Below are 5,023 nucleotides of genomic sequence, written 5' to 3'. Positions count from 1 at the left end.
GGTGCGGCCACCCCCCTCGGATGAATCCGCTTGCCTCGCGGCCCGCGCCTCCGCCTTGGCCTGGCGTTCGGCCTTGCGCTTCGCCGCCCGCGCCGCAGCCCGCTCGTCCCAGATCTCGTGGTCCAGGAGCCGGTAGACCGACGGGATGTTCCGCTTCGGGTTGTCCGGGTCCTTACGCCGCTCGACCTCCAGCAGGCCCAGCCCCTCTAGCCCCTTAGTCGCCCTGTCGACGGTGTCCACGGACATGCCGATGCACTCCGCGAGCCGGGCACGCGTAGGGACGTCCTCGTCGCCCTCCGGGCCATCAGGGGTCTCCCTGTCGTTCTGGTCGGCGAAGGACGCCAGCGCCGCGTACAGCGCCTTCCACGTCGCCGGAACCGACCCATCCCGGGACAGACCGAAGTCGAACTTCACCCAGTCGAGCCCCTCAGCCCGCACCACACGCGGTGCGTCAGAGCCCTGACCTGCATTTTCGTGGCCCTCTGGCCTGCCTGCCTGCTGTGCACGTACGCTCAAGGGAGCGCACCTCCTCATAGCTGGTGAGAGTGCTTCTCCGCCCAGGCCGCGAACCTGAGTGGACCGCGAGCCCCGCCGTGACGGCGGGGCTCGTTGCGTTGTGGGGGTCATACTCGCTCACTGGGCGGTCGGGACATCGCCCCGACCGCCCAGTGAATTACTAGCTGGACTTCCGGTGAACCTTCCAACGGCCTTCCGGTGCGAAGGACTCGCCTACCTCAATGATTCCGCCTGAGGCGTCGAAGAAAATGTTCCTTCCGACGTGCACCGGCGAATTCTCTTCAATCGCCAGATCCTCGGCAATTTCTGCATTCGCTCGCGTTGCTGCGCTCGCCTCTTCGGCTGCTACACCGCGACGGCCTGTTCCTGCCTCGATAGCGTTGGGCGTTCCACCAAGAATTCGCTCGGGCTGCATGAGGGCGGGAACGAGTTCCGCGAATTCGGCCGGGAACCATGAAGTGGACGCGCTTACAGGGCCATCCTCGTTGAACGTAACGCGCCGACGCCGAAGTGCCAGCGCCCCTTCCTCCAGCTCGAAGAGGTCCGTGACCCATGCCGGCGGCGTGGTCAGCTCGGGCTGCTTGATCACGGCGTACTCGTTGTCCGGGTAGATCTTCCCGGTCGTCAGCGCCCGCTCCAGGCGGTCGAGCGCGGAGCGGTGAAGGTTCCGCCGCGAGCGCACCACGGTGCCCACACCAGTGACCGACTCGGCGAGGCCGTCCGCGCGCAGGGCCGCCAGTGCCTTCATGGCCGTGGCCTGCGCAATCTGCCACTCCTCGGCGATCTGGCGTACGGACGGCAGACGGTCGCCGTCAGACAGCTCTCCATCCACGATCCGGCGTCGCAGCTCCTGCACCACCTGGAGATATGGCGGTGTGCGGTCCAGTTCAGGCATGTCCTGTCCTCTCGGTTGCTAGCCCACTAGCTCACTGCACAGCAGCGTACTACTTGACGTGTGTAGTGTGCTAGTGCACTATCCAGTTGTGTCGTGGTGCGGACACACCGTGACGCAGTGCGACCCCGGCGCGGACACGCCGGGGTCGCTGTCAGAACCCCTGGATGAGAGAGGGACCGACGTGTCGATTGTCGCGGAGCGACCGGTGGCTGTGCAGGTGGCGGTGCCGGTGCGGGCGGGGTTGGCGGAGGAGATCGAGCGCCAGCCGGAGCCGGAAGGTGTTGTAGGGGGTCGGGCTGACGTAGTGGCCAGCGCGGGGACGCGGGCGTGGTCGCGGCGGGAGGGGCCGCGGTATGTGCGGTCTGCGCCGGGGCACGGTCCGGACGGGCTGCGGGTGCAGCGGGGTGTGGATGTTCCGCTGTCGGTGGAGCGGGCGGCACGGCTGGATGCCCTGTACCTCCAGTACGGGCGGTTGGTGCAGCGGATGGTCGCGAACCGGCTGGCCGGGCAGGGGGTGGAGTTCCACAAGGTCGCGCAGTGGCAGGACGACCTGGTTCAGCAGGTGTGGCTGGAGGTGGCGCGCGGCAAGGGCGGGCTCCTGGCCGGGGGGATGACGCCGGTCGAGGAGCGGATCGGGCTGCACTACCAGGTCAAGGGCGCGATCGGTGCGCACTGGAAGGCGGGGGTGGAGCGCCACGAGTTGGCGACGGACTGGGTGGACGTGGTGGGCCGGCAGATGGATCCGGTGGCGCCGCCGCTGGTCGACGTGGACGGCGCCGGGGAGGTGAACGCTCGCTGCGAGGAGCTGCTGGCCGGGCTGTCGCCGCAGATGCGCGCGGTGATGGTGGAGCTGATCTGCCTCGACCGCACGACGGAGATGGTCGCGGAGCTCCTGGACATGTCGGTGATGGTGGTCAACCGGTTGTCGCAGCGGGCGCTGCGGCGGCTGCGCGGGGCTGACGTCCCGCAGCCCGCCGACATGGCGGAGCTGTCGCCGGGGCACCGCGCGGTGCTGGAGAGCCTGCCGGTGCGGGCTCGGGCGGTGCTGCTGCTGCGGATCGCCGGGGTGTCGGTCGACGCGATCGCGGATCACATGGGCGGCTCGGTCCGCACGATCTACAAGCACCTCAAGGAGTACCTGCCGCTCCTTGAGGCAGGCACGCCGCTGACGCCGGAGCAGACCGCCAAGCGCCAGCGCCGCGAGGACAAGGCCGCAGCCCGCCGCGCCGAGCTGGGCGCCGGTGAGGGCGCGTGAGCACGCCCAGCTCGGCGCGGCGGCGTGCGCTGAAGGCGGCTTTGGCGGAGCGGGACGGGTCGGCGTGTTTCTACTGCGCGACTCAGTTCGGCCCCGGCCTGGACGGTTCCACGCTCGATCACCTGGTTCCGCGGTCGCGGTGGTCCACGTGGGCGGTGGAGGCGTTGGTGCTGGCGTGTGAGCCGTGCAACCGGGCGAAGGACGACTCTGCGCCCGCGTTGTGGCTGCGGCCGGCGGTGCGGTTCGCCCCGGGCCTGGTCCCGCTGGAGTCGGCGGGCTGACGGCTGCCTGTCCGCCCCCACCTGGAGTGATATGGCCTCGCACTGAGTGCGAGCGCGTATCACCCGGGCCGGGCCGGGCGGGGAGCCGGGCACCCCGTCCGGTCCGGTGAGGAGCGTCTCCGTGTACGCGAAGAAGAAGCCCGATGTGGAGTACCCGCCGTACGTCACGGTCCCCCGCAAGCCCGGTGAGCCCCGCGCGAAGGGACAGCCGCCGCGCACCACCCGGTCCAAGTCCGCCCCGGCGGATCAGCCGGTGAAGCGGATCGGGTTCCGCGCCCCCAAGGAGTAACACGCCGTGACCGTCCGGGCGGCGAACAGTGCGCACCGTGCGAACAGTGCGCACCCCGCCCGGCCCTTAGAGAGGTTGGGGTGTGCGCCGCGCACCCCGCCTCCGCACAGTCCGACGCGCCCGGTTTGTCCGGTGCGAACACTGCCCGCGCACCGTGCGCGAACACTACGGAGAGTCAGGGAGTTATGGGCAAGGAGAAGTTGGTGAGGGTCCGTCCGTCGGCGCTGGACCGGCTGCGGTCGGAGATCGTGGCGGCGGACCGGTTCATCACGCTGGTGACGTGGTCGTGTGCGGCCGGGATGGTTCTGTGGTCGATGCTCAACGCGACTCCCTATGTGAGGGCGCACGTGGCCGTGGGCTGGGAGGACACGGCGTTCGTGCTGCCTCTGGTGGTGGACGCCGCGTTCATCGGCGCGCTGCGCGCGGATGAGATCGCCTCCCGGCACGGTGTGCGGGCCGGGGCCTGGCCGGTGCTGCTGCGCCTGTTCACCGGGGGGTCTTCGGTGTTCCTCAACATCGGGGGGAGCTGGGAGAAGGGCGACTGGACGGGGGTGTTCCAGCACCTGGTGGCGCCGGGTCTGCTGGTGCTGCTCGCGGAGGCCGGCCCCGCGTGGCGGCGGAGCCTGGCGGCCAAGCTCGCCACGGCGGAGCGCACGGCGGAGCGGGAGGAGCGGGAGCAGGCCGACCATGCCCGCCGGGAGCGTCAGGAAGACGAGGACCGCAGGGCGGAGAACGCCCGCCAGGAGCAGGAGCGCCGGCGTCTCCAGCGCCTGGACGACGAGGGGCGGCAGCGGGCACAGGACCTGGAGGACGAGGACCGGCAGCGCAAGCAGCGCGAGGAGGATGAGGAGCGCGCCCACGACCTGGAGGAGCGCCGGGAGTCCGCCCGGGCCGCCCGGGTGCTGGAGGCGAAGCGGCTGGAGCTGGAGGAGAAGCGCCTCCAGGCCGTGCAGCAGCTGCCCGTCCAGCAGTCGCCCGAAGCGGCTCCGCCGCTTCCCGTACGGGACCCGCAGGAGGTTCTCAGGGCGCAGATCACCCGGTCCGCCACCACGGCCGCCCTCACCCCCTCCCAGCGCTACGGCGACCCCTCCTACCGCGTCCCGGCCCCCGCCCCCGCGCCCCAGGTACACGTACCGGCCGCGCCGCAGGCCGACCCCCGCAAGGACGCCACGGTGTCCGTAGCGGCCGAACAGACCAGCCCCGCCCGGATCACCGCCCGCGTCACCACCGAGTCCCAGGAGCAGCCCGCCCCGGCGCAGCAGCCCGCCGGCCCCGTCAAGGACTGGGACATCCCCGGCTTGCCCGCGGACTGCGCCCCGGGCCAGAAGCCCGACCTGCTCACTGACAACCAGGCCCACGCCCGAATCCGCTACGGCCACGCAAACGGCTGGGCCCAACGCCGAGTAGCCACATTCGCCGGACGCTCGCCCAGCACCATCCATAAGCACATGAAGGTGCTCGACGGCGAATAGTGCGATGTGAATTGTGCTGCCCCCGGATCCGGTTTTGGATTCGGGGGTGGCTGTTTTTTGCTCGGGGGTCGAACGGGATTCGGGGGGTGGTTCTGTTTTTGTTTTGGTGGTGCTTGGTGCGACGTGTGATATTTGTCTGGGTTGCCTGATGGGGTGTCAGGTTGGGGGTTGGGTGGGGTGGGTCGGCTTTGGTCCGGGGTGTGGGGCGAGCGTCTGGGGCGGGGCTGTGGGTGGTTCTCGGGTGGTTCGGTCTTGGGTCTGTCCCTGTGGTGCTCGCCCGTAAAGTGTGTGGTCAGAGGGTTGTGGGCTGGGGTG

General features: G+C 70.2%; 6 protein-coding genes. 4 read left to right on the top strand and 2 right to left on the bottom strand.

The annotated features are described in order from the left end of the window. A partial coding sequence (locus tag ACFWAD_RS29720; RefSeq protein ID WP_378550388.1) for a helix-turn-helix domain-containing protein occupies window positions 1-414 on the bottom strand: 414 nt, incomplete at its 3' end. Window positions 415-676: 262 nt separating this feature from the next. Continuing rightward, complete coding sequence (locus tag ACFWAD_RS29715) at window positions 677-1,411, bottom strand: GntR family transcriptional regulator (protein ID WP_378550385.1); 735 nt, start codon at window positions 1,409-1,411, stop codon at window positions 677-679. 406 nt (window positions 1,412-1,817) lie between these two features. On the opposite strand from ACFWAD_RS29715, the gene ACFWAD_RS29710 reads away from it, so the two are divergent. The 4 genes from ACFWAD_RS29710 to ACFWAD_RS29695 all read left to right on the top strand — a co-directional run bounded on the left by ACFWAD_RS29710 (window position 1,818) and on the right by ACFWAD_RS29695 (window position 4,708). After that, a complete protein-coding gene (locus ACFWAD_RS29710) occupies window positions 1,818-2,666 on the top strand; it encodes a sigma factor-like helix-turn-helix DNA-binding protein (protein WP_378550382.1) in 849 nt (282 codons plus the stop codon). Beyond that, window positions 2,663-2,947, top strand: a complete 285-nt coding sequence (locus ACFWAD_RS29705) for an HNH endonuclease (protein WP_378550379.1) — start codon at window positions 2,663-2,665, stop codon at window positions 2,945-2,947. Before ACFWAD_RS29710 ends, ACFWAD_RS29705 begins: the two co-directional genes overlap by 4 nt. Before the next feature lie 46 nt (window positions 2,948-2,993). Then, window positions 2,994-3,236 carry a hypothetical protein gene (locus ACFWAD_RS29700; RefSeq protein WP_378550376.1) on the top strand — a complete coding sequence of 81 codons (243 nt, stop codon included), beginning with the start codon at window positions 2,994-2,996 and terminating at the stop codon, window positions 3,234-3,236. 185 nt (window positions 3,237-3,421) lie between these two features. Continuing rightward, complete coding sequence (locus ACFWAD_RS29695) at window positions 3,422-4,708, top strand: hypothetical protein (RefSeq protein WP_378550373.1); 1,287 nt, start codon at window positions 3,422-3,424, stop codon at window positions 4,706-4,708. The last annotated feature ends 315 nt before the right edge of the window (window positions 4,709-5,023 follow it).

Origin of the sequence: Rhodococcus sp. NPDC059969, from assembly GCF_042738325.1 — a bacterium.
Lineage (GTDB): Bacteria > Actinomycetota > Actinomycetes > Mycobacteriales > Mycobacteriaceae > Rhodococcus_F.
The sequence above is the reverse complement of the archived record's forward strand: the minus strand, read 5'-3'. Positions and strand labels throughout refer to the sequence as shown.

What these genes read in the sequence shown, in the direction of transcription:
- ACFWAD_RS29695 (WP_378550373.1), top strand. Translation starts at nt 3,422, where the DNA reads ATGGGCAAGGAGAAGTTGGTGAGGGTCCGTCCGTCGGCGCTGGACCGG.
- ACFWAD_RS29715 (WP_378550385.1), bottom strand. Translation starts at nt 1,411, where the DNA reads ATGCCTGAACTGGACCGCACACCGCCATATCTCCAGGTGGTGCAGGAG.